This is a genomic window from Amycolatopsis sp. N2S4-7 (assembly GCF_058119595.1).
The window spans coordinates 5,818,867-5,840,921 of the sequence record NZ_CP172299.1; the positions used below are offsets into that span (position 1 = coordinate 5,818,867).

At 71.1% G+C, this 22,055-nt stretch carries 26 protein-coding genes; 12 read left to right on the forward strand and 14 right to left on the reverse strand.

The window, feature by feature from the left end; translation table 11 throughout:
- Positions 1-29: 29 nt before the first annotated feature.
- Entirely contained in the window at positions 30-596 is a 567-nt protein-coding gene (locus tag ACH54P_RS27285) for a CGNR zinc finger domain-containing protein (RefSeq protein WP_489906193.1), read from the reverse strand.
- Between the two features lie 53 nt (positions 597-649).
- Between ACH54P_RS27285 and ACH54P_RS27290 the strand changes: the two genes are divergently transcribed.
- From ACH54P_RS27290 to ACH54P_RS27310, 5 genes are all read left to right on the forward strand, one after another.
- Positions 650-1,501, forward strand: coding sequence for an alpha/beta fold hydrolase (locus ACH54P_RS27290; RefSeq protein WP_489906194.1), 852 nt, complete (start codon positions 650-652; stop codon positions 1,499-1,501).
- Positions 1,502-1,597: 96 nt separating this feature from the next.
- Positions 1,598-2,998: a DUF8832 domain-containing protein gene (locus ACH54P_RS27295; protein ID WP_489906195.1), complete on the forward strand. Its 1,401-nt coding sequence runs from the start codon at positions 1,598-1,600 to the stop codon at positions 2,996-2,998.
- On the forward strand, positions 2,995-3,387 hold the full coding sequence (locus tag ACH54P_RS27300; protein WP_489906196.1) for a FixH family protein: 393 nt from the start codon (positions 2,995-2,997) through the stop codon (positions 3,385-3,387). The genes ACH54P_RS27295 and ACH54P_RS27300 overlap by 4 nt, the downstream gene beginning before the upstream one ends.
- A 19-nt stretch (positions 3,388-3,406) precedes the next feature.
- Positions 3,407-4,549, forward strand: coding sequence for a hypothetical protein (locus ACH54P_RS27305; RefSeq protein ID WP_489906197.1), 1,143 nt, complete (start codon positions 3,407-3,409; stop codon positions 4,547-4,549).
- A 76-nt stretch (positions 4,550-4,625) separates the two neighbouring features.
- On the forward strand, positions 4,626-5,150 hold the full coding sequence (locus ACH54P_RS27310) for a hypothetical protein (protein ID WP_489916660.1): 525 nt from the start codon (positions 4,626-4,628) through the stop codon (positions 5,148-5,150).
- A gap of 135 nt (positions 5,151-5,285) precedes the next feature.
- Here ACH54P_RS27310 and ACH54P_RS27315 read toward each other — a convergent pair whose 3' ends face one another.
- On the reverse strand, positions 5,286-5,540 hold the full coding sequence (locus ACH54P_RS27315) for a DUF397 domain-containing protein (RefSeq protein WP_489906198.1): 255 nt from the start codon (positions 5,538-5,540) through the stop codon (positions 5,286-5,288).
- Positions 5,541-5,827: 287 nt separating this feature from the next.
- Between ACH54P_RS27315 and ACH54P_RS27320 the strand changes: the two genes are divergently transcribed.
- Entirely contained in the window at positions 5,828-6,139 is a 312-nt protein-coding gene (locus tag ACH54P_RS27320; protein ID WP_489906199.1) for a hypothetical protein, read from the forward strand.
- Between the two features lie 3 nt (positions 6,140-6,142).
- On the forward strand, positions 6,143-6,397 hold the full coding sequence (locus tag ACH54P_RS27325; protein ID WP_489906200.1) for a hypothetical protein: 255 nt from the start codon (positions 6,143-6,145) through the stop codon (positions 6,395-6,397).
- 83 nt (positions 6,398-6,480) lie between these two features.
- On the opposite strand, the gene ACH54P_RS27330 is transcribed toward ACH54P_RS27325, so the two are convergent.
- The 4 genes from ACH54P_RS27330 to ACH54P_RS27345 all read right to left on the reverse strand — a co-directional run bounded on the left by ACH54P_RS27330 (position 6,481) and on the right by ACH54P_RS27345 (position 9,784).
- Positions 6,481-7,089 (reverse strand): class I SAM-dependent methyltransferase, encoded by a 609-nt coding sequence (locus tag ACH54P_RS27330; protein ID WP_489906201.1) that lies wholly within the window; start codon positions 7,087-7,089, stop codon positions 6,481-6,483.
- Positions 7,086-7,934 carry an SAM-dependent methyltransferase gene (locus tag ACH54P_RS27335; protein WP_489906202.1) on the reverse strand — a complete coding sequence of 283 codons (849 nt, stop codon included), beginning with the start codon at positions 7,932-7,934 and terminating at the stop codon, positions 7,086-7,088. The genes ACH54P_RS27330 and ACH54P_RS27335 overlap by 4 nt, the downstream gene beginning before the upstream one ends.
- Positions 7,931-8,761 (reverse strand): SAM-dependent methyltransferase, encoded by an 831-nt coding sequence (locus ACH54P_RS27340; RefSeq protein ID WP_489906203.1) that lies wholly within the window; start codon positions 8,759-8,761, stop codon positions 7,931-7,933. The genes ACH54P_RS27335 and ACH54P_RS27340 overlap by 4 nt, the downstream gene beginning before the upstream one ends.
- Before the next feature lie 159 nt (positions 8,762-8,920).
- The gene (locus ACH54P_RS27345) at positions 8,921-9,784 is read right to left on the reverse strand and encodes a helix-turn-helix domain-containing protein (protein WP_489906204.1); all 864 of its coding nucleotides are present in this window, start codon (positions 9,782-9,784) and stop codon (positions 8,921-8,923) included.
- A gap of 236 nt (positions 9,785-10,020) precedes the next feature.
- Between ACH54P_RS27345 and ACH54P_RS27350 the strand changes: the two genes are divergently transcribed.
- Both ACH54P_RS27350 and gndA read left to right on the forward strand, forming a co-directional pair.
- A complete protein-coding gene (locus tag ACH54P_RS27350; protein WP_489906205.1) occupies positions 10,021-10,941 on the forward strand; it encodes an MBL fold metallo-hydrolase in 921 nt (306 codons plus the stop codon).
- An 85-nt stretch (positions 10,942-11,026) separates the two neighbouring features.
- A complete protein-coding gene (gndA, locus tag ACH54P_RS27355; RefSeq protein WP_489906206.1) occupies positions 11,027-12,466 on the forward strand; it encodes an NADP-dependent phosphogluconate dehydrogenase in 1,440 nt (479 codons plus the stop codon).
- 128 nt (positions 12,467-12,594) lie between these two features.
- Here the strand turns inward: gndA and ACH54P_RS27360 are convergent, their stop codons facing one another.
- From ACH54P_RS27360 to ACH54P_RS27385, 6 genes are read right to left on the reverse strand one after another with little or no spacing between them, the layout of a single operon-like run.
- Positions 12,595-13,332 (reverse strand): Clp protease N-terminal domain-containing protein, encoded by a 738-nt coding sequence (locus ACH54P_RS27360; RefSeq protein WP_489906207.1) that lies wholly within the window; start codon positions 13,330-13,332, stop codon positions 12,595-12,597.
- 52 nt (positions 13,333-13,384) lie between these two features.
- Positions 13,385-14,557 carry a 4-hydroxybenzoate 3-monooxygenase gene (locus tag ACH54P_RS27365; RefSeq protein WP_489906208.1) on the reverse strand — a complete coding sequence of 391 codons (1,173 nt, stop codon included), beginning with the start codon at positions 14,555-14,557 and terminating at the stop codon, positions 13,385-13,387.
- The gene (locus ACH54P_RS27370) at positions 14,557-15,780 is read right to left on the reverse strand and encodes an NAD(P)/FAD-dependent oxidoreductase (protein WP_489906209.1); all 1,224 of its coding nucleotides are present in this window, start codon (positions 15,778-15,780) and stop codon (positions 14,557-14,559) included. Before ACH54P_RS27370 ends, ACH54P_RS27365 begins: the two co-directional genes overlap by 1 nt.
- A gap of 24 nt (positions 15,781-15,804) precedes the next feature.
- On the reverse strand, positions 15,805-16,596 hold the full coding sequence (locus ACH54P_RS27375; RefSeq protein ID WP_489906210.1) for an IclR family transcriptional regulator: 792 nt from the start codon (positions 16,594-16,596) through the stop codon (positions 15,805-15,807).
- 41 nt (positions 16,597-16,637) lie between these two features.
- Positions 16,638-16,958 carry an NIPSNAP family protein gene (locus ACH54P_RS27380; protein ID WP_489906211.1) on the reverse strand — a complete coding sequence of 107 codons (321 nt, stop codon included), beginning with the start codon at positions 16,956-16,958 and terminating at the stop codon, positions 16,638-16,640.
- Entirely contained in the window at positions 16,958-18,097 is a 1,140-nt protein-coding gene (locus tag ACH54P_RS27385) for a 5-methyltetrahydropteroyltriglutamate--homocysteine S-methyltransferase (RefSeq protein ID WP_489906212.1), read from the reverse strand. Before ACH54P_RS27385 ends, ACH54P_RS27380 begins: the two co-directional genes overlap by 1 nt.
- Before the next feature lie 120 nt (positions 18,098-18,217).
- Here ACH54P_RS27385 and ACH54P_RS27390 point away from each other — a divergent pair, with 120 nt between their 5' ends.
- Positions 18,218-19,540 (forward strand): nucleobase:cation symporter-2 family protein, encoded by a 1,323-nt coding sequence (locus ACH54P_RS27390; protein ID WP_489906213.1) that lies wholly within the window; start codon positions 18,218-18,220, stop codon positions 19,538-19,540.
- Here the strand turns inward: ACH54P_RS27390 and ACH54P_RS27395 are convergent.
- Entirely contained in the window at positions 19,491-20,066 is a 576-nt protein-coding gene (locus tag ACH54P_RS27395; protein ID WP_489906214.1) for a TetR/AcrR family transcriptional regulator, read from the reverse strand. The two genes, ACH54P_RS27390 and ACH54P_RS27395, sit on opposite strands and share 50 nt — an antisense overlap.
- 87 nt (positions 20,067-20,153) lie before the next feature.
- Here ACH54P_RS27395 and ACH54P_RS27400 point away from each other — a divergent pair, with 87 nt between their 5' ends.
- Complete coding sequence (locus ACH54P_RS27400) at positions 20,154-20,600, forward strand: pyridoxamine 5'-phosphate oxidase family protein (RefSeq protein WP_489906215.1); 447 nt, start codon at positions 20,154-20,156, stop codon at positions 20,598-20,600.
- Here the strand turns inward: ACH54P_RS27400 and ACH54P_RS27405 are convergent, their stop codons facing one another.
- Positions 20,601-21,125 carry a hypothetical protein gene (locus tag ACH54P_RS27405; protein ID WP_489906216.1) on the reverse strand — a complete coding sequence of 175 codons (525 nt, stop codon included), beginning with the start codon at positions 21,123-21,125 and terminating at the stop codon, positions 20,601-20,603. It lies immediately after the preceding gene.
- 169 nt (positions 21,126-21,294) lie between these two features.
- Here ACH54P_RS27405 and ACH54P_RS27410 point away from each other — a divergent pair, with 169 nt between their 5' ends.
- Positions 21,295-22,047, forward strand: coding sequence for a rhomboid-like protein (locus tag ACH54P_RS27410; RefSeq protein WP_489906217.1), 753 nt, complete (start codon positions 21,295-21,297; stop codon positions 22,045-22,047).
- The last annotated feature ends 8 nt before the right edge of the window (positions 22,048-22,055 follow it).

Consider the following 22,055-nt stretch of genomic DNA (forward strand, 5'->3'; position numbering starts at 1 on the left):
GCCCCACCTGCTGGGCCGCCCCACGCCGCCTACTCCTCCCGGCCGCTGACCCGCGCGTAATGAGCCCGGGCCTTGGCCCGGTTCCCGCACCGCGCCATCGAGCACCATTGCCGGTTCCGCCGCGGCGACGCGTCGCAGAACCGCAGCCCGCAGTCGTCCGCCGCGCAGATGCGGACTGATGCGTCGCTCGTCGCCAACGCGATCGCGTCCGCCGCCAGGGCTGCGAACGCTGCCGCCACCGGGTCCTTGGGGGCCGGGACCTCGCGGCGCACCCGCCCCTCCGACAACACCAGCCGCGGCGGGGGCGCCGGGGCCGAGGCGGCCGCGTTGTTCACCAGGCCGATGTCCATCTCCGCTGGCGGCTCCCCCGCGGCGACCGCCTGCAGCACCCGGTCGATCGCCTCCCGCAGGGCCTTCGCGGCCAGCACGTTCCCCGCCGTCACCGGGACCTCGCCCGTCGTGAACCCGGCCAGGGACAGCCACTCGGCCAGCGCCTCGGGCCCGGTCAGCATCTCGATGCCGTCGGCCGTGTACCGCGCGCGCAGCGTGTTGACGAGGTCGAGGCACGGCCGTCCGCCGTCGAAGGCCCACTCCATGCCTGCATTCTAACCCTTGAAGACAGTTAGAAGCACAGCTACCCTCTAACCCTATGAACCGGTTAGAGAACACCGCGGAAGTGAACGGGCTCCGGATGCACTACCTGAAAGCCGGCGACGGGCCGCCCCTGTTCCTGCTGCACGGCTGGCCGCAGACGTCGCACTGCTGGCACAAGGTGCTCGAGCCGCTCGCCGAGACGCACACCGTGATCGCCCCGGACCTGCGCGGGTACGGCCGCACCGACAAACCGAAGACCGGCTACGCCAAGCGCACCATGGCCGCCGACGTCGCCGCGCTGGCCGACCACCTCGGTTTCTCCCGGACCGCCGTCGCCGGGCACGACCGCGGCGGCCGCGTCGCCCACCGCTGGGCCCTCGACCGCCCGGACCAGGTCGACCGCCTCGCCGTGCTCGACATCGTGCCGACCCGCGCGATGTGGCACCGGCTCGACACCATCGCCAAGACCTCCTGGCACTGGCTCTTCCACCTGCAGCCCGACCTGCCGGAACTGCTGGCCGGCCAGAACGTCGCCGCCTACCTCGGCTACTTCTTCGAGCGCTGGACCTACCAGCGCCACGCCCTCGACGCGGACGCCGTCGCCGAGTACGTCCGCGCCTTCTCCCAGCCCGGAGCGCTGCGCGCCGGCTTCGACGACTACCGGGCGTCCTTCCCGGACGACGCCGAGCTCGACGACGCCGATTTCGCCGCGGGCAAACGCGTCACCCAGCCCCTTCTCGCGCTGTGGGGCGCGAACGGCCTGGTCGGCAAGCTGCCGGCGCTGGAGATCTGGCGCGAGTACGCGAACGACGTCACGGGCGTGGCCCTCGACGAGTGCGGCCACTTCCTGGCCGAGGAGCAGCCGGCCGAAGTCGTCGCCCACCTGCGGCGATTCCTGCAGCCCTGAGGTCCCCGGGGGCTCCGGTCCCCCGCACTGGGGACCGGAGTTCCCTCGCCGCCGTGACGCCCGCCACCCCGCGCGCTGGCTAGGTTCAATCCCACGATGGGGACAACACCAAAGCACATGACGCTGCTGCTCCTGCTGGCCGCGCTGGGGATCGCGCTCGGTGGCGGGACCGCGTACGCCGACGGCGCGCCGTCCGGCACCGACGTCCAGGTCGCGCAGACGCTCGGGGCGCGCGAGCTGACCGTGATCATCCGGCGGGTCGACACGACGCCGTCGCCACTGCGGGTCGACGTGGTGACGCACCGGGGCACCGCGCCGGGCACGCTGCACCTGGCCGTCGCGGCGGACGGTGTCACGAGCTCGCGAGCCGACGTCGTCCTCGGCGCCGAGCCGGGCGTCTACCCGGGAAATCTCCGAGTCGGCAAGCCGGGGCCGTGGGAACTGTCGCTGAGCGACGGGACCGGACCCGCGGCGACCATCCCGTTCCTCGTGCCCGCGCGGGTGGTGCCGCCGTGGGAGAAGGCGACCTACGGCGGGTTCGTCGCCGCGGGCGTGTTCCTGCTGCTCGCCCTCGCCGTGGGGGTGCGGGCGAAACGCACCGCGTTCGCGCTGGTCCCGGCGGGTGGCGCGGTCGCCGCGATCGCCGTCGCGGTCACCGGTGCAGTGCTCTCGGCGAGCACTCCCCCGCCACCCGCGCCCGGCAGCCAGCTCGACCCGACGTTCGACAACGTCACCGACCCGTACGCGAACGCGCAGCTGTCCACAGTGGATTACTCGCGGCCGCCGGCGAACCTGGCCGTCCAGGCGGAGCGCGGCGATCTGAAGCTGCGCCTCACCGACGGCGCCACCGGGCGCCCGGTCGACGACCTGCTCGTCCACGACAACGCCCTCGTGCACCTGGTCCTGGTCTCGCCGTCGGGGCGGATGAGCCACCTGCACCCGGTGCGCGTCGGCCCCGGCGACTACCGCGTCCGCGTCGCCGCTCCGGAAGCGGGCACCTACGCCGTCGCCGCGGAACTCGCCCGGCGCGGCGGCGGGGTCCAGCTCGTCCGGTCCTCTGTGGACATGCACGGCACCGCGGCGCCCGCTCCCGAACCACCCGGCCCAGGGCTGCGGACGGTCGACGGCACCCCGGTCGAGCTGACGGTCACCCCCGGCACGCCGTCCACCATCACCGCGCGCTTCCCGGCCCAGGACCTCCAGCCGTGGCTGGGCATGCTCGGCCACCTCATCATCACCGGGCCGTTCACCGGCCCCGCCGGAGAAGGCGCCGCGAAGGCGCCGACGTGGGCGCACGTCCACGCCATGGTGCCGCCGGTCGCCGGTCAGCTCGACCGCCCGGACGAGACCGTGGCCGCGTACGGCCCGGACGTCAGCTTCACCTACACCTTCGCCGAGCCCGGCCGGTACCGGATCTGGCTGCAGGCCGAACGCGGCTACCAGGTGCTCACCGTCCCCGCCGTGGTGGACGTCCCGACGACAGGAGCCGGCCGATGAAACGCCCCACCGTGCTGATCGCCGTCGTCGCGCTGGTCGTCGCGGCCGGTGCCGCCTGGCTGCTCTGGGGCGGCCGCGACACCCAACCCACTACCCAGCAAGCCGTTTCCGGGCCGTACACCGTGCAGTTCTCCGCGGACGCCCCGCGCATCGGCGGCAACACGTTCGCGGTGGCGGTCACCGGACCCGCGCCGGACGCCGTCACGGTCGCGCCGGTGATGGCGCAGATGGGGCACGCGCTCGCGCCGGTGCCCGCCGGGCCGGACGGGCCCGGCCGGTTCCGCGCCGCGGACGTCGGGCTGCCGATGGCCGGGCAGTGGGAGATCACCGTTTCGCTGCGCGGCCCCGGCGGCCCCGCGCAGGTCGTCTTTCCCGTGTTGGTCAAGTAGAAGGAGGAGGTCGGGGGAAATGGATCTCACCGCATCCGGCGTACACACGACGTCGGTCGCGAAACAGGCGCGAACGGGGTTGCTGCCCGCGAACGTCGTGCTCGGGGGGTCGCTGCTGTCGCTGGTCGGGCTGACCTGGGACATCCAGTGGCACAGCGACGTCGGCCCGGACACGTTCTTCACGCTGCCGCACCTGTTCCTGTACGCGGGCAGCGCGGTCGTCGGCCTGGCGAGCCTCGCCGTCGTGCTGCTGACGACGGCGGCGCGGCGCGCGGGGCGGCCGGTCGACCCGCGGATCGGCGGGCGCGTGGTCAACGTGTTCGGCCGGACGTTCGCGGCGCCGCTGGGCTACCTCGTCTCAGGGGTCGGCGCGGCGACGTTCCTGCTGTACGGCCTGTGGGACCAGTGGTGGCACGGGCTCTACGGCTTCGACGCGGTCATCGACTCGCCGCCGCACATCGGGCTGCTGCTGTCGATCACGGTGTCGCTGATCGGCACGACCGCGGTGTTCGCCGCGGCGCGGGAGCACCGCTGGGGGCGGATCGGCACGCTGGCGTCGCTGACCGTGCTGCTCACCTTCGGGCCGGTGCTGGCGCTCGGGCTGCAGCAGGTGCCGGACGACTACGCCGACGCCGTCTCGATCGGCTGCTCGATGATGGCGGTGCTGCTGGTCGCGGTCGGTGCCGGGTTCTTCCGCCGTCCGGGTGGCGCGCTCGGCACCGCGACGATGGTCGCGGCCGTGCAGGCGGTGTTCTGGTGGTTCTCGCCGTGGGCGGCGAAGGCGTACGCGGACATGGTCGACCTGCCGCTGCGGGACGCGATCTCCGGCGTGCCGGAGATGCCGTCGCTGACGCCGATGGCGTTGCTGCCGGTGGCCGGGCTGATGGAGCTGGTGTACCTCGCCGGCCGCCGCCGCGGGTGGCCCGCGGGACGGGTGTCCGTGGTCGCCGGCGGCCTCGCCGGGCTGCTGCTGGGGTTGAGCCTGCCGATCCAGCGCGTCCTGCTCTACACCGGCGCGCACCTGCCGCCGGTCTGGTACCTGACCACGACCGCCGTGCTCAGCGCGGCACTGGGGCTGCTCGGCGGGTTCGCCGGGTGGCGGTTCGGCGGGATGCTCTGCCTGCTGGCGCCCGCGAAGAAGGGGGAAACCGCTGATGCGTAAGACGGTGTCATTCGGGGCTGCGCCCCGGCCGGGGGCTCTGCCACCCGGAGCCCCCAAAAGACGGTTTGTCCTGGCCCTGGCCGCCGTCGCCGGGCTGCTGTTCGCCACCGCGGCGCCCGCGAACGCCTACGAGCCGGTGAACATCGTGCACACCGAGCACGTGCAGGCCGGCCCGTACGGGCTGACGGTCGGGTTCAGCACCTGGCCGCTGAAAGCCATGCAGTCGCTGGACTTCACCTTCATCCCCGACGGCGGGATCGAGGACAAGTCCGGCACGCTCACGCTGATCAACCCGGAGGGCGGGAAGAACCGCACCCAGCCGTTGGTCCGCCACCCGCGCAAGCGTGACGTCTGGGGCCTCGACGTCCGGTCGATGCCGCGGCCCGGAGAGTGGACGTTCCACTTCACCGTCAACGGCCCGGCCGGGTCCGGCACCGGCGACCTGCGTGCACTGCCGGTGCTGGAGCAGCCGGGGCCGCCGATGGGTGTCAGCTGGGCGATCAGCACGCTGCCGTTGATCGGGCTCGTGGTGCTGGTCGTGGTGGCGTGGCGCCGGACCCGGAGCCGGTTGCGGGGCGGGGAGCTTCCGGCGATCGGGTGAGATTTCGTTCACATCCGGCGGCCACGCGTATCCAGGCCGTCGCGAAGGCCTCCTTCACCCCAGAGGACGGGGAAGGGGGCCTTCGCCATTTCTGGACACCAGCGGGTGATCATGATCACGCGCGAGGACGGGAGCTCAAGCCGGCAGGTCGAACTGCCCGGCCTTGACGGCGATCAGGAACGCTTCCCACTCGGCGGGGTCGAACACGAAGACCGGGCTGGTCGCGAGCTTGGTGTCGCGGACGCCGATCACGCCCTCGCGGCCCAGGTTGACCTCGACGCAGCTGCCGCCGTTGGGCTCACTGGCGAACGACTTCTCCCAGGCGGCCTCTTCGAACAGGGACACGGCCGTGTTCGGATCGTAATCCGCGAACGACGGATAATCCGCCATGGGTCGTACCTCCGAGGATCGATGGGGGGCGCGGCCGTGACCTGGTCGAAAGTACCCGCTCCCGGCTACTCAGTGTCTCAATGGAGTAGGCCACAGGGCCAAGCGGGTGATCAACTAGCTCCGGCCTCGACATGAAGATTATTCCAGGAGTAGGATTAATCGCATCGGCCGGGGCGCTGGTGTCGGTGAATGACTGCCTGCTCGCGACGGGCGGTCATCTACGCAGGCCGAGCGCCGAAAACGAACCGATCCAAGCCAACCGCAGGACCTCATGGGGGAGGATCAGCGTGATCGTCGAGGACAGTGCGCCACCGGGCGCGCAGGTCGTGGGCAGGCTCGCCAGGGGAACCGCCGGCGAGGCCCGCCGGGCGGTCCACGTCTTCGACCTGGCCGCCACCCGCGACGCGAACGATCAGCGTCTTTCGGGGGTTCCGGGTAGCGGAGCCCCGAACGACCGAGTCCGAACCAAGTGCGGGGAAGCGCTTTCCCTCACCGATGTCGAATGGCTGGCCCCCGGGGTCGGCATGCCGTGTGAACCCTGTCTCGGACTGACCGGCGGCGAACCCGCCCGGGCACCGCGACGAGAGCTGGGGGTGTAGACGATGGCCGTCCGGCTGAACTCGCTCTTCCGCCGCGAGGAGGAAGAGCACCGTGGCCGCCAGGGGATCGGGAACGAACTGCGGAACCGCTTCGGTTTCAGCCTGATCCAGGCGCCACTGCGCAAGACCACGACGTGGGCGACGGACCAGGACGTCCCGTTCCGCCACCACTCCGACGGCGTCCGCACGACGCGCCCGCTGGAGACCGCGATCGACCTGACGCCGCTGCTGCGCGGCCGCATCGGTTCGCGCGCCTGAAACCCCGAACTGCCGCGCCACCACCACAAGAGCCCCGGTTCCCGGTCGGAACCGGGGCTCTCGCGTCCCCCGCCCGTCCGCGGCTACGGTTTCCGCAGCAGCAGGCTGCCGCGCCGCAACGGCCGCTCCCCGTCCCCGGGCTCCCGGTACAACCGGCCCACCTCGGCGAGCCCCGCCGCGGCCGCCAGCGCCACCAGCTCGTCCAGCGGCCAGCAGTACGCCGTCGTGACCTTGTGGTCGAACTCCGCCACCGGACCGCCGCCGGACTCGAAGCAGCCCAACAGAACGTGACCGCCCGGCGCCAACGTCCGGGTGAATTCGGCGAAGTACCCCGGCACCTCCGCCGGCGGGGTGTGGATCATCGAGTACCACGACAGGATCCCGGCGAGCGACGCGTCCGGCAGGTCCAGAGCCGCCATGGAGCCCACTTCGAACCGCAGCGACGGCTCCGCCGCGCGCGCCAGCTCGATCATCGCCGGGGACAGGTCGACGCCGAACACGTCGAGGCCCAGGTCCCGCAGGTGCGCCGTCAGGTGGCCGGGACCGCAGCCCAGGTCGGCGACCGGGCCGCGGCCGCGCACGGAGTCCGCGAACGCCACCCACGCCGCCCGGTCCAGCGGGTAGTCGTCCCACACGTCGTGGGCGAACTCGGCGTACTGGACCGCGACCGCGTCGTAGGCGGCCGCCGTCACGGCTTGCGGCCCAGGCCGCAGATGTGCCCGACGAACGCGGGGTCGTTCGCGAGCTTCTTCGTGGCCTTGGACTCCATCTCCTCCGGGTGCCACTCCGGGAGGTAGACGATGCCCGGCTCCACGAGCTCGAGGCCCTCGAAGAAGGACGTGAACTCCGCGCGGCTGCGCAGGTGGATCGGGGTGCTCGACCGGTTGTACTGCTTCATGATCGACTCGCGGCTCTCGGAGTCGGCCATGGCCTGCATGCCGTCGCTCGTCAGGTGCGAGGACAGGAAGTACGAGCCGGACGGCAGCAGCGACAGGTACTTCTGAATGGTCTGGGCCACCGGCTCGTCCTGGCCGAGGAAGTACAGGACGCCCACCATGATCAGGCCGATCGGGCGGTTCGGGTCGAGGACGCCGGTGTCGAGGGCGCGCTTCCAGATGTCGGCCGGGTCGCGCAGGTCTCCGTGGAGCACCGCGTGCCGGTCCGCCACACCCTCCTTCTCCAGCAGGATCTGGGAGTGCGCGACGGCGACGGGCTCGTTGTCGACGTACACGCACCGCGCGTCCGGGTTCACCTCCGCGGCGACCTCGTGGACGTTCCCGACCGTCGGCACGCCCGACCCCAGGTCGAGGAACTGGTCGATGCCGTTGCGCGCCAGGTAGCGGACACCGCGGCCGAGGAAGTCGCGGCCGACCCGGGCGACGGTCTTGATCATCGGGAAGGTCTTGACCGCCTGTTCGCCGAACTGCCGGTCGATGGCCCAGTTGGCGTCGCCGCCGAGGAACCAGTCGTAGATGCGGGCCGCGTTCGGCCGCTCGAGGTCGACACCTTCAGGGGCTTCGGGGTCCTGCGTCGTCATGCGATGAGTCCTCCAGGCTTGCGGCCGACACCGCCGACCACGCTCGCGAGGGGGACCGTGGCGGCGCCGGGCTCGGGACGCCACTGTCCCACAGGCACGATTCCCGGCTCGACCACCTCGAAGTTACCGAAGAACGCGGCGATCTCGTCGAGCGACCGGGACACCGCGGGCGAGCTCGACCGCTCGGAAAGCTTGACCAGCCGGCGAATCTGCTCCAGCTCGTCCCCCTCGACGCCGGATTCGGTCGCGTGCGACAACACGTACGCCGATCCCGGCGCCAGCAGCGTCCGGTAGTCGCGGATGGCTTCGCGCACGCCGGTGACGTCCGGCAGGAAGTGCAGCACGGCCACGCTCAGCAGGCACATCGGCCGGTCCGGGTCGAGCACGCCGGTGGCCAGCGCGGCTTCCCACACGTCCTGGGCGTCACGCAGGTCGGCGTGCAGGACGGCGTGCCGCTCGGGGTCGCCCGTTTCCTCCAGCAGCATCCGCCCGTGCGCGACGGCGACCGGTTCGTTGTCGACGTAGACGCACCGGCAGTCGTCGGCGTAGTCGTCGGCCACCTCGTGCACGTTGCCCGCCGTCGGGATGCCGGAGCCGAGGTCGAGGAACTGCGTGATGCCCGCCGACAGGCAGTACCGCACGGCGCGGCCGAGGAAGTCGCGGTTGCCGCGGGCGAGGGTCTTCGCCAGCGGAAACGCTTTCACGGCCAGCTCGCCGTACTGCCGGTCGACCGCCCAGTTCGCCGTGCCGCCGAGCGCCCAGTCGTAGATCCTCGCCACGTTCGGCCGCTCGAGATCGACGGCATCGGGGAGGAAGTCGGGGTCCACGATGTCCCCTTCGGGCGGCACTTCCGGTGGTGGATTCCAGCGCAACTCGCTCACTCTACCGAAAGTTGTTCACCGGCCGGGACAGCTCTCGCTCTTTTGGGGGTCCGGATGGCGGAGCCCCGGCCCGGGGCGAGGCCCCGGGTGTCACAGCCATTCGCCCTATTGGAGCTGCTGCATCTGGGCGCGGTAACCCTCCGCGAGCTCCTTGAGGAACTGGCGGGTCTCCTGGCGCTCCAGCGCGGCTCCGCGCAGCCTGTCCCACGAGTCGACGAAGATGTTGAAGTCCTTGACGTCGTCGAGGTACAGCCCGCCGGCGGAGTGCTCGATGTAGACGAAGTCCCGCGTGCGGTCCGGGAACCGCATGATCGTGAAGTCGTTGGGCACCGCGGCCAGCCGCGCCCCGAACGGCAGGACGTGCACGTAGACCCGCGGGTGCCGTTCGAGCGAGAGCAGGTGCTCGACCTGGTCCAGCATCACCGCGGGCGCGTACCCGCCGGGTGCCCGGCGCAGCGCGCCTTCACTGATGATGAACCGGTAGTAGGGCGGCTGCTGCTGCTCGAACACCGCCTTGCGGTCGAGCCGGTTGCGCACCAGGGACGTCACGTCGGTCGCGCCCGCCTCGGTGAACTGCTTGAGCATGTAGTGCTCGGACTGCAGCGGGCCGGGGATGCGCTCACCGTGCCAGGTGAGGATCTCCGCGGCCGCGGGTTCCAGGTCGGTGAAGGTGCGGAACCAGTGCGGCACCACCGAGCGGTAGCCCGACCAGTGGCCGCGCTGTCCCGCGGCGGCCCGCGCCAGGTTCATCAGCGTGTCGGCTTCTTCGCCGTTGATCCCGAACGCGTTCAGCATCGATCGCACATCCCCGAGCTTCACCCCGACGGCACCGGACTCGATCTTGTTGACCTTGCCCTGGGTGCAGCCGAGGACCTCGGCGACCTGCTGCTGTGTCATCCGCGCCGCGGTGCGGGCATGCCGGAGCTCGTTCCCGAGCTGCTTCCGGCGCGAGGTGACGGTGCTGGCCATCGCCCTGCTCTCCCGGACCACTACCAAGCGACGGCGGCCTCCCGGTCGCCGTCGCGCGCGAACTATCGAACCCACCCAGGTTAGTGCTTCACCTTGCGGATCTCGATGATGACATCGCGCAGCGTTCCAGGAAACGCCGCAGAATGCCAGTCACCTGCGCTATCACTCGCCTGGACCAGCGAAATTCCGAATTATTCCGCCAACCGGCGGAGCCCCGGCTCGGGCATAGTGACCCCGTGACCGATCGTTCCCCCTCCGCCGCCGCCGTCACCCGGCTGGCCGACCAGGTCCACGGCTACGTCCAGCCGGACGGCTCCTGGTACATCAACAACTGCGGGTTCGTCGACGCCGGTGACCACACCGTGCTGATCGACACCTGCTCGACCGAACGCCGGACGCGCGCGCTGCTCGACGCCGTCGAGGCGGCCACCGGCAGCCCGGTGACGACGCTGGTGAACACCCACCACCACGGCGACCACACCAACGGCAACTACCTCGTCACGGGCGCGGCCGTGATCGGCCACCGGAAGACCCGCGAGCTGATGGTCGCCGAGGGCATCCAGACGTTCGAGGGCGTCTTCGTCGGCAGCGACTGGGGCGAGCTGCGGTCGCGGCCGCCGGAGATCGTGTTCGACGACCGGCTGACCGTGCACGCCGGCGACGTCACCCTCGAGCTGATCCACCCCGGCCACGCCGCGCACACCACGAACGACGTCCTGGTCTGGCTGCCGGAGCAGCGCGTGCTGTACGCCGGTGACCTGGTGTTCAACGGCGGCAGCCCGTTCGCGCTGATGGGCTCGGTGGCCGGCTGGCGCCAGGGCCTCGACGTCGTCCGCGAGCTCTCGCCGGAGGTGATCTTGCCTGGTCACGGCGGCCCGTGCGGGCTGGACGTCGTGGACAAAGTGGACGAATACCTCGCCTTCGTCCAGAAGACGGCCGAGCGCGGGAAGGCCGCCGGGCTGTCCCCGCTGGAGGTCGCGAAGGAGACGGACCTCGGCGACTTCGCGTCGCTGAGCGAGCAGGAGCGGCTGCCGGGGAACCTGCACCGCGCGTACGCCGAGCTCGACGGCGCCGAGTGGGGTGCGCAGATCGACCTGGTCGCGGCGATCACCGACATGCTCGCCTTCAACAAGGGCCCGATCCGCTGCTTCTCCTGAACTAGGTGAGCTGCTCCTCCGTGGCCTCCCTTGAGGCGTCGATCGGACTACTGTCTGAATCGAGAGAGACTTCGGAAGGATGCGGATGAGCAAGAAGGCGAGCATCGGGGTCACCGGCCTGGCGGTCATGGGCCGCAACCTGGCCCGCAACCTGGCCCGGCACGGCCACACGGTGGCCCTGCACAACCGGTCCGAGGAGCGGACCCGCGCGCTGGTGGAGCAGTTCGGCGACGAGGGTGACTTCATCCCGGCGTACTCGGCGCAGGACTTCGTCAACGCGCTGGAGCGGCCGCGGCAGGTCGTGATCATGGTGAAGGCGGGCGGCCCGACCGACGCCGTCATCGACGAGTTCGCGCCGCTGCTCGAAGAGGGCGACGTCATCATCGACGCCGGCAACGCGCACTTCGCCGACACGCGCCGCCGCGAGAAGGCGCTGCGCGAGCGCGGGCTGCACTTCGTCGGCAGCGGCGTCTCCGGCGGCGAGGAAGGCGCGCTGCACGGGCCGAGCATCATGCCCGGCGGCTCGAAGGAGTCGTACGAGTCGCTCGGCCCGCTGTTCGAGGACATCTCGGCGAAGGTCGACGGCGAGCCGTGCTGCACGCACATCGGCGCCGACGGCGCCGGCCACTTCGTGAAGATGGTGCACAACGGCATCGAGTACGCCGACATGCAGCTGATCGCGGAGTCCTTCGACCTGCTGCGCGGCGCGGGCGGCTACTCCCCCGCCGAGATCGCCGACGTGTTCCGCACGTGGAACACCGGCCGGCTCGACTCCTACCTGATCGAAATCACGGCCGAGGTGCTCGCGCACGTCGACAAATCGTCCGGGAAGCCGTTCGTCGACGTCGTCGCGGACGCCGCCGAGCAGAAGGGCACCGGCCGCTGGACCGTGCAGATCGGCCTCGACCTGGGCGTCCCGATCTCGGGCATCGCCGAAGCCGTCTTCGCGCGTTCGCTGTCCGGGTCGACGTCGCTGCGTGCCGCGGCTCGCGGCCTCGGCGGTCCCTCGCGGTCGCCGCTGTCCGGGTCGGAGCTGGACCGCTTCGCCGACGACGTCGAGCAGGCGCTGTACGCGTCGAAGGTCGTCGCGTACGCGCAGGGCTTCAACCAGATCCAGGCCGGCGCGACCGAGTACGGCTGGGACATCGACCTCGGCAAGGTCGCCTCGATCTGGCGCGGGGGCTGCATCATCCGCGCGAAGTTCCTCAACGACATCACCGCGGCCTACGCCGACGAGCCGGAACTGCCGACGCTGCTCACCTCGGGCGGCTTCCGCAAGGCCGTCGAGGACGCGCAGGACTCGTGGCGCTCGGTGATCTCGACGGCCGTCCGCCTCGGCATCCCCACGCCGGGCTTCTCGACGGCGCTGGCGTACTACGACGGCCTCCGCGCCGACCGGCTGCCGGCGGCGCTGGTCCAGGGTCAGCGCGACTTCTTCGGCGCCCACACCTACCGCCGCGTGGACCGCGACGGCTCGTTCCACACGGCCTGGGCCGCTGAGGGCCGCCCGGAATCCGACGCCTGATCCGCCGGAACGGCCCTCCGCACGCGCGTGCGGAGGGCCGTTCCGCGTCCGGGAAGACCCCCTGGTCCTTCCCGATCAGAGCAGCGTGACGAGGACCGCCGCGAGCAGGACGGCGACCCAGAACGGTCTCACTGCCCCCGCGCGGCGAGGATCTCCGCCAGCACCTCCAGGATCTTCGCTTCGGCCTTGTCCTTCTTGACGCCCAGGCCGTCGAGCACCTCGAAGCCCGCCCCTTCACGCTGCTCCAGCAGCGCCAGCAGCATGTGCTCGGTGCCGATGTAGTTGTGCCCCAGCCGCAGGCCCTCGCGCATGGTCAGCTCGAGGGTCTTCTTGGCGGCCGCGGAGAACGGCACCACGTTCGGAGCCGGGTCGACGGGCTCGGGCAGCCGCGCTTCGGCGGCTTCGCGGACGGCGTCGAGCTGCACGCCCTGGGCCAGGATCGCCCCGGCGGCGAGGGCCGCGGGCTCGGTGAGCAGGCCCAGCACGATGTGCACGGTGTCGATCTCCGGGCTGGCGTGGTCGGCGGCCGCCTTCTGGGCCTCGACCACGACGTGCCGGGCGCGGTCGGTGTAGCGGCCGTAGACGCGCTCGATCGAACCGCTGGGGTCGCCACCCGGGTCGACCTTGGGCACGAACCGCTTCTGCGCGGCCTGCTTCGAGACGCCCATGCTGCGGCCGATCTCGGTCCACGACGCCCCGGAGCGCCGGGCCTGGTCGACGAAGTGGCCGATGAGGTGGTCGGCGACGTCGCCGAGGTGTTCGCCCACGTAGACGGCGTCGGTCAGCTGGGCGAGGGCGTCCTTCTCGTTGTTGCTCTTGATGGCGCTGATGAGGTCGTCGAGCTTGATGTTGGTCGGTAGGGTCATGTCGTCAACTGTAGGTTGACGATCGGCCATCGTCAACCTTGAGTTGACGATCTCAGGCGAACGGCAGGCCCACGTAGTTCTCGGCCAGGCTGGTCGCCGCCGCGCGCGACGACGTCGTGTAGCGCAGTTGCGCCAGCTGCAGCTGCCGCGCGAAGCCGTCGGCGTGCGGGTCGGTGTGCAGCATCGTCGTCATGAACCAGGAGAAGTGCTCCGCCCGCCACACCCGGCGCAGGCAGGTGTCCGAATAGGACTGGGCCAGGGATTCGTCGCCCCGCAGCAACGCTGCCAGGGCCCGCGACAGCACCCGGACGTCGGCGATCGCCAGGTTCATGCCCTTCGCGCCGGTCGGCGGCACGATGTGCGCGGCGTCGCCGGCGAGGAACAAGCGGCCGTGACGGAGCGGTTCCGCGACGAAGCTGCGCATCGGCGTGACACCCTTGTCGAGGATCGGGCCTTCGCGGAGCACGAAGTCGCCCTCGACCTCGAGCCGCGCGGTGAGTTCGGCCCAGATCCGGTCGTCGGACCAGGCGTCGAGCGACTCCGCCGGGTCGACCTGCAGGTAGAGCCGGGTGATCTCCGGCGTCCGCATGCTGTGCAGTGCGAACCCGCGCTCGTGGTGGGTGTAGATGAGCTCGTGGTGCGACGGCGGTGTCCGGGCCAGGACGCCGAGCCACGCGAAGGGGTATTCGCGCTCGTACACCGTCAACGCACTGTCCGGAATGGACGGACGGCAGATCCCGTGGAAGCCGTCGCAGCCCGCGACGGCGTCGCACTCGATGGTCTGCTCGTGGCCTTCGCTGTCGCGGTAACGCACCTGCGGGCGATCAGTCTCCACATCGGACAGCGTGACGTCGGAGACCTCGAAGGAGATCGGGTACCCGCGGGCTTCGTGCGCGTCGATCAGGTCCTTGACGATCTCCTGCTGCCCGTACACGGTGATCGCCCGGCCCGTCAGCTCGGTCAGCGCGATCCGGTGGTCGGCGCGGTCGAACCGCAGCGACAGGCCTTCGTGCGGCATGCCCTCCGCGGCCAGCCGCTCGCCCAGCCCCAGCGACGTCAGCAGCTCGACGGTCGGCTGCTCGCACACGCCTGCCCGCACGCGCTGCCGGACGTACTCGCGGTCGCGAGCCTCCAGCACGACGCAGTCGATCCCGGCCTGGTGCAGCAGGAACGACAGCACCAGCCCGGCCGGGCCGGCGCCGATCACCGCGACCTGGGTGCGCATCACGCCGCTCGCGCCTTGAGGTGCGCCTTGAGGTCGAAGGCGCTCGCTTCGAGGTCGGCGTACGCGGGTCGCGGGTCCGCGGTGAACAGCCGCCGCGCGGCGATGTGGTCGGCGGGCCGGTTCACCGACTCGACGGCGACGAGGACGTCGTCGCGGAACGACAGCACCGAGAACCGGCCGCCGGCGGGGTCACCCGCGATCACCGTCCGGTCGGCACCGGCGAGGATCCCGGCGATCTGCAGCTTCGCCCCGGCCTGGTCGGTCCAGAACCAGGGCAGGCTCGCGTACGGCTCCGCGGTTCCGGTGATCGCCGCGGCCACGCAACGGGCCTGGTCGACGGCGTTCTGCACGGACTCGAGCCGCGTGGCGGCGCCCGCCTGCACGCAGGGGAAGTTCGCGCAGTCGCCGATGGCGAAGATCCTTTCGTCCGCCGTGCGCAGGTGGGCGTCGACGACCACGCCGTTGGCCACCGGCAGCCCGGCGGCCTCGGCGAGCGTCGTCTCGGGCACGACGCCGACGGCGATGACGACCAGGTCGGCGGGCAGCCGGGTGCCGTCGGCCAGCTCGACCTCGCGGACGCGGTCGTCGCCGTGCAGCGCCGAGACGCCCTGGCCGAGCAGCACCGTGTGCCCCGCGTCGCGGTGCAGGGAAGCGAAGTAGCCGGAGATCTCCGGGGTCGCGACGCGGTTGAGCAGCCGGTCCTGCGCCTCGACGATCGTCACCGGGCGGCCGGCGTGCGAGGCGAACTCCAGCCCGATGAACCCGCCGCCGGCCACCACGACGTTCGCGGCCTCGGCGAGGGATGCGCGGAGGCGGTCGGCGTCCTCCCTCGTCCGCAGGGTCAGCACGCCGGCCAGGTCCGCGCCGGGCACCGGCAGCGTCCGGTTCCGCGCGCCGGTGGCGAGGATCAGGTGGTCGTAGCCGAGCTTCCGGCCGTCTTCGAGCTCGGCTTCGCGCGCGGCGCGGTCGATGGCCTTGACGCGGGCCTCGACCAGCTCGATGTCCTTCTCCGCGAAGAAGTCCTCACCGCGCAGGTGGAGCTGCTCGAGCCCGGCGGTCCCGGCCAGGTAGGCCTTGGACAGCGGCGGCCGCTGGTACGGCACGCCCGGCTCGTCCCCGACCAGCACGACGCGGCCGTCGAAGCCCCGGTCCCGCAGCGACGCCACGGCCTGGAACCCGCTCTGACCCGCCCCGACGACGAGGACCGTGTTCTGTGCACCCATGCCTGCCATCCGATCACAAGAGGCTCAAGCCGTCGAGGAGCCGCCCGAGGACCGCAGGGCCCGCGGCGCCCCGAGCCCGCGCGAGATGCCGCGCGCCGCGGCCCGCACCGCCGGGACCAGCGTCCGCGGGTCCGTCCCCTCGGCCGGAACGACCACGGAGATCGCCGCCACGACCTCGTCGGTCGAGTCGTACACCGGGGCCGCCACCGACAGGGAGATCAGCTCGATCTGGCCGTCACTGATCGCGTAGCCGTCGCGGCGGACGTCGGCGAGGACGCGCCGTAGCTGCCCGGTCGAGGTGATCGTCTTCGGCGTGAACGTCTTCAGCGGGCCGGCCAGGACCTCTTCCTGGACGTCGGCCGGGGCGTGGGCCAGGAGCACCTGGCCCACGCCGGTCGCGTGGGCGGGCAGCCGGCCGCCGACCCGCGTCAGGACGTTCACCGCACCGCGGCCGGAAATGCGCTCGACGTAGACCACCTCCGGCCCGTCGAGGACGGCGAGCTGGACGTTCTGGTGCGTGGCCTCGTAGAGGTCCTCCAGGAACGGCATCGCGCTCTCTCGCAGCTCCGCGCCGTGCGGAGCGAGCGAAGCGACTTCCCACAGCCACAGCCCGACGCGGTACACGCCCGCTTCGTCGCGCATGAGCGCGCCGCGCCGGGTGAGCTCGCCGGCCAGCCGGTGCGTGGTCGACAGCGGCAGCCCGACGCGGCGGCTGAGCTCCGACAACGTCAGCTGCGGCCGGTCGGCGGAAAAGGCACCGAGCAGGTCGAGAACCCGATCGACGACCGACGGCGGCCGCCGCGCGCTGTGTCGCATGGAGCCAGTCTTCGCACCGGCGGAGAGAGCCGCAACCCGCGTCAGTCCTCCTCGTCGTCCGGCAGCAGCGGGCGCATGAACGACCGCCGGTACCGCACCACGCAGCCGCTCTCCTCGCGGATCTTGTCGGCCTCGATGAAGTCCGGGTCGACGCCGAACAGCGTCCGGTAGCGCTCGTACGCGGCGAAGCTCTCGAAGCTGAACAGCGCCCTGGCCTCGTCGCTCGCGCCCTCCGACGGCAGGAAGTAGCCGTGGTGGATGCCGCCTTCGCGCCGCACCAACCGCATCCACGCGGCGGCGAAATGTTCGAAGTCCGCGAGCTTCGCGGGGTCGATGACGTAGTCGACGACGCAGGTGATCATCAGTGGCCGCCCCAGACGCGGTCGGCCGTCGCCACGATGAGCTCCAGCTTCCGCAGCTGGTCGTCCGCCGTCAGGTCGTTGCCCTCCTCCGTCGAGGAGAACCCGCACTGCGGCGAAAGGCAGAGCCGGTCGATGTCGACGTACCGCGAAGCCTCTTCGATCCGCCGCACCAGCACGTCCGGGTCCTCGAGCTCCGGCCGTTTGGTCGTGACCAGGCCGAGCACCACCTTCTTGTCCTTCGGCACGAACCGCAGCGGCTCGAAGCCGCCGGAGCGTTCGTCGTCGTACTCCAGGAAGAACCCGTCGACGGCCAGCTCCCCGAACAGCGCTTCGGCGACGAACTCGTAGCTGCCCTCGGCGGCCCAGGACGACCGGAAGTTGCCGCGGCACAGGTGGGTCGTCACGGTGAGCCCGTCCGGACGGTCCTTGAGCGCCGCGTTCATCGTGGCGATGTTGCGCAGGTGCTGCGTGTCCGGGTCGCCGCCCATCCGCGCGACGAGCTCCCGCTGCGCCGGGTCGTTCAGGTAGGCGAGGCTGGTGTCGTCGAGCTGCAGGTACCGGCAGCCGAGCTCGGCCATCGCGCTGACCTGCTGCTTGTAGGCCGCGCTGAGGTCGGCGAAGAATTCTTCGAGGTCCGGGTAGACGCTCTCGCTCACCGCGGCCCGGCCGCCGCGGTAGTAGACCATGCTCGGTGACGGGATGGTCAGCTTCGGCGTCACGCCGGGGTCCACATGGGACCGCAGGAACTTGAAGTGCTCGGCGAAGATCGGCTCGTCGAGCCGCACCTTGCCGTCGACCTGCAGCCCCGGCGGGCTGAACTCGAGGTCACCCGCCAGGTTGTGGAACTTGACGTGCAGCCGCTCGTCGCTCTTGGAGATCCCGCCGAGCGCGTAGATGAAGTCCATGTGCCAGGAGGCACGCCGGAATTCGCCGTCGGTGGCCGAGCTCAGCCCGGCCGCCTTCTGCATCTTGATGACGTCGCGGATCGCGTCGTCCTCGACCGCGCGGAGCTGCTCCGCGCCGATCTCGCCGCCTTCGTGCCGCCGTCGCGCGTCGCGCAGCACCGGGGGCCGCAGGAGGCTCCCGACGTGATCGGCGCGAAACGGCGGACCCACCTGGGAAATACCGCCCGAAGTCATGCACCGATGGTCACACATCCGAGACCGTTCCGCCGCCCCCGGAAACAAGATCATGACGTCCGGGTCTTGCTACCGTCACGCGCGACGCGTTGGCTGTCCCTCGCTGAAAGGGGCCTGTGCATGACGAAACACCCGGTCGACGAAGTCCTGCCCGCCGGACGGCTGACGCTGCTCGGCCTGCAGCACATGTCGATCATGTACGCCGGCTCGGTCGCGGTACCGCTGATCGTCGGCAGCGCGCTCAAGCTCGACCCGGCGACGATCGGGCTCCTGGTGAACGCCGACCTGCTCGTCGCCGGCATCGCGACGCTGATCCAGGCGGTCGGCATCGGGAAGCTCCTCGGCATCCGGCTGCCGGTGGTGGCGGGCGCGACGTTCAGCGTCGTCAACCCGATGATCCTCATCGCGTCGCAGTACGGGCTGCCCGCGGTCTACGGCGCGATGATGGTGTCCGGCGTCTTCGGGCTGATCATCGCGAAGCCGTTCGCGAAGCTCATCCGGTTCTTCCCGCCGCTGGTCACCGGCACACTGCTGCTCGTCATCGGCGTCTCGCTGCTGGGCCCGGGCGCCGGGCTGATCGCGGGCAACGACCCTGCCGCGCCGGACTACGCGGCCCTGCCGCACCTCCTGCTCGCCTTCGGCGTGCTCGCGCTGCTCGTGCTGTTCACGCGGGTGCTGCGCGGGTTCGCCAACCAGATCGGGCCGCTGCTCGCGCTGGCGATCGGGCTGGTGGCCGCGATCCCGATGGGGCTGGTGCACTGGGACGGGCTGACGGCGGCCAGCTGGTTCGGGCTCGCGGCGCCGTTCCACTTCGGCGCGCCGACGTTCCCGATCGCCGCGATCCTGTCGATGTGCGTGGTCATGCTCGTGACGTTCACCGAGTCGACCGCCGACATGATCGCCGTCGGGGAGATCACCGGGCGCCCGCCGACCGACTCCGACCTCGCGCGCGGCCTGGCCACCGACGGCTTCTCGGCCGTGCTCGGCGGCGTGATGAACTCCTTCCCCGACACGGCGTTCGCGCAGAACGTCGGGCTGGTGCGGATGACCGGCGTGCGCAGCCGCTGGGTGGTCGCGGTGACCGGCGGGATCCTGGTGCTGATGGGCCTGGTGCCGAAGATCGGCGCGTTCATCGCGGCCATCCCGCAGCCGGTCGTCGGCGGGGTCGCGGTGGTCATGTTCGCGATGGTCGCCGCGGTCGGCGCGCAGAACCTGAAGAAGGTCGAGTTCTCGGGCAACCACAACACGTTCATCGTCGCGGTCGCGCTCGGTGTGGGCCTGCTGCCGGCGTTCGCGCCGAAGATCTTCCAGCACTTCCCGGCCTGGCTGCAGACCATCTGCGGCAGCTCGATCACGGTGGCGGCGGTGCTGGCGTTCGCGCTGAACCTGCTGTTCAACCACCTCGGCCGGCGCTCGGAACCGGATCTGCTGGAAGCGCCGTGAGCAACCGGTCGACGAGCCGGGCCCCGAGGCCCGGCTCGACCGGGCGCCGGAACAGCACGCGCAGGTAGAGCGGGGCCAGGACGAAGTCGAGCACGTCGTCGACCGACGGCACGTTCTCACCGCGCGACGCGGCCGCGTCGATGGTCTTCTGCAGGTCGTCGCCGCGGGCCTTGAGGTACTCGACCGGCTCCGCCTCGGGGGCCAGGGTCGCGACGAGCGCGCGCAGCAGCACCTGGCCGTGCCGGTCGCGCATCGCGTGTTCGACGCCGTCGGCCCAGCCGAGCAGGTCGCCGCGCAGCGAGCCGGTGTCCGGGATCGGCGACGTCGTGCGCAGGCGCGTCACGGCGGCGTCGAGCAGCAGGTGGTCGCGGCTGCCCCAGCGCCGGTAGATGCTGGTCGGGTTGACGCCCGCGTGCGCGGCGATCTTGGGGATCGCGACGTCGATGTGGCCCGCGGCGAGCAGGTCGACGACGGCTTCGTGCACCGCGTCTCGGACGCGGGCGCTGCGGCCGCCGGGTCGGGTCATGAGGACATCTTAAAGCAAACCCCCTTGCTTTTGCCGTCGGCTTGCGGCTAGCCTTAAGGCAAATCAAATGGCTTTAAGGAGGCGGGGATGGCCCGCAAGATGACCCGGGAAGAGCGCGAAGCGTTCCTCGCCGAACCGCACGTCGGCGTGCTGAGCGTCGCCGCCGAACCCGGCCGCGCACCGCTGACCACGCCGATCTGGTACCGCTACGAGCCGGGCGGCGACGTCATGGTGATGACGTCCCCCGGGCTGCGCAAAACCCGGCTGATCGAGGCGGCCGGCCGGTTCTCGCTGTGCGTGCAGCAGCAGGACGGCGTCTACAAGTACGTCTCGGTCGAAGGCCCGGTCGTCAGGACGTGGCCGATGACCAGGGCGGAGCGGCACGAGGTGGCGGCCCGCTACCTGCCGCCGGGCGTGAGTGAGGCGTACACGGACGCGACCGAGGAGTCCCACGGGAACAACATCGCGATCGTGATGCGCCCCGAGCGCTGGAACACCTCGGACTTCAGCGACGTCTCGGAGAAGCTCTCCTGATCACCAGCAGATGATCACGAGGACGCACGAAGCCGGGGGCGGTTTCGTCGCCGTCGAGGTACGCGTCTGCCCACCCCCTCCTGGCGGGGTGGTTGTCGTCGGCGTGACCTGCGTCCCCGTGACCCCGCTGGTCGGCGTGGTGGTCGGCGTCGCGGTTTCCCCGGTGCTGCTCGGCGGCTCCGAGGTGCGCCCCGGCACCTCGGTGACGGTGGCGCGGTGCTCGCCGACACCCGGAACGACGTCGCCGCCGCCGGTGCCGCCCTCCGGCGGGGAGTCGGTGGCCTGGTCCGCGCCGCCGAGGCCGGTGGTGCGCTGCGGCATGGGGATGACCTGGATCTGGTCGACCGGGGACGCGTCCTGGCGGGTCTTGCCGCTGCTGAAGGCGACCAGGACCGCGGCGGTTCCGCAGCCGATGACGACGGCGAGCATCACCGCGACCACTCGCCACCGCGAGTTCGCCGGCGGCGGGCGATCGCCCCAGCCCTCGCGAACGAGCAGCTCGGCGACCGATACCTCGTCGTTCACCCGACAGACCTTCCCGAGAGGGCCTTTCGGCCGACATCGTGGCCGTATTATTACCGCACAAAGCACCCGAATGGGTGAGGTCTCGGCAAAAATTCGTCACACGTCGCGATACCTGACGGTGAGTGACAGTCACAGCGGATTCACAGCTGAGCTTCGTGATACTCCCAGCATGACCGGCGAAGCTGACGCCATGCTGCTGAAAGCCGGACGGCCGGCCCCCGGGCTCACCGTCCGGCGTCCCGTCAGCTGGGCCACGTTTGTCCGGTTCATCCCGAATCCGAAGACGACGCCTTTCACGTTCGGCTACCTGGTGCTCCTGCTGGGCACGACCCTGCTGCTCAGGTTCGCCGACCCGGCGGTGACCGGCCGGCTGCTCCAGCTGTCCAGCACGGACGCCCACAACCTGTGGCGGCGGCCGCTGACCTCGCTGCTGACCAGCGCGATCTGGCTTTCGGACGAAGGCTGGCTCGTGTACGTCGTGATCTTCGCGATCGCCGTCGCCCCGCTGGAGCGCCGGTTCGGCGCCCGCCGCGCGGCGACCGTGTTCTTCTCCGGCCACGTGCTCGCCACCCTCGTCACCGAGCTGCCGGTGATGGCCCTGATCAGCGCCCACGTCCTGCCGCGCTCGGCCGGGCACTGGCTCGACCTCGGCGTCAGCTACGGCTTCTTCACCACGGCCGGCGCGCTGGTCTTCCTGCTGCGCGGGCGCCCGCGGCTCTGGGCGCTCGCCGCGATGGAGGCGTTCATCGCGGTGATCTACCTCGTGGACGACCCGGCCGGCCTCGATTCGATCGTCACCCTGCTCGGGCACACATTCGCGGCGCACTTCGGGTTGCTGTTCTGGGGCCCGCGGCTGCGTGGCGCATCCGCAGGCCGGGAGCGGATTCCGGCGGATATACACAAACCGGAGTCGGTGGTGTAATCGACGGG